The organism is Paraburkholderia sp. J63, from assembly GCF_905220245.1.
Lineage (GTDB): Bacteria > Pseudomonadota > Gammaproteobacteria > Burkholderiales > Burkholderiaceae > Paraburkholderia.
Map to the genome: position 1 here is coordinate 1 of NZ_CAJMZF010000196.1, position 360 is coordinate 360.

Sequence of the window (360 nt, forward strand, 5' to 3'; positions counted from 1 at the left end):
GCTTCCGCACAACGTCAGATCGTCAACGTGGGCGCGGGTACGGCGTCCACCGATGCCGTGAACGTCGCGCAGCTCACGTCCACGGTCAATGCGCTGGGCGGCGGTGCGTCGATCAACTCGAGCACCGGCGAAGTGACGGGCCCGACCTATACGCTGGCCAATGCGAATTCGCTCACGGGCAGCGGCGGGTCTTTCAACGATGTCGGCAGCGCGCTGAGCCGTGTCGACAGCGCACTGGGCGCCGTCAACACCGAGGCCAACAAGGGCTGGAACGTGAGCGCCAACGGCAACGCCGCGCAGAATGTCGCGCCGGGTGCGAAGGTGAACCTCAAGAACGGCGTCAATACGAAGGCTTCGGTC

1 pseudogene is annotated in these 360 nt (G+C 65.6%); it reads left to right on the forward strand.

From position 1 onward, the window contains the following. A pseudogene (locus U5775_RS39145) lies at window positions 1-360 on the forward strand (hypothetical protein); the annotation flags it as partial.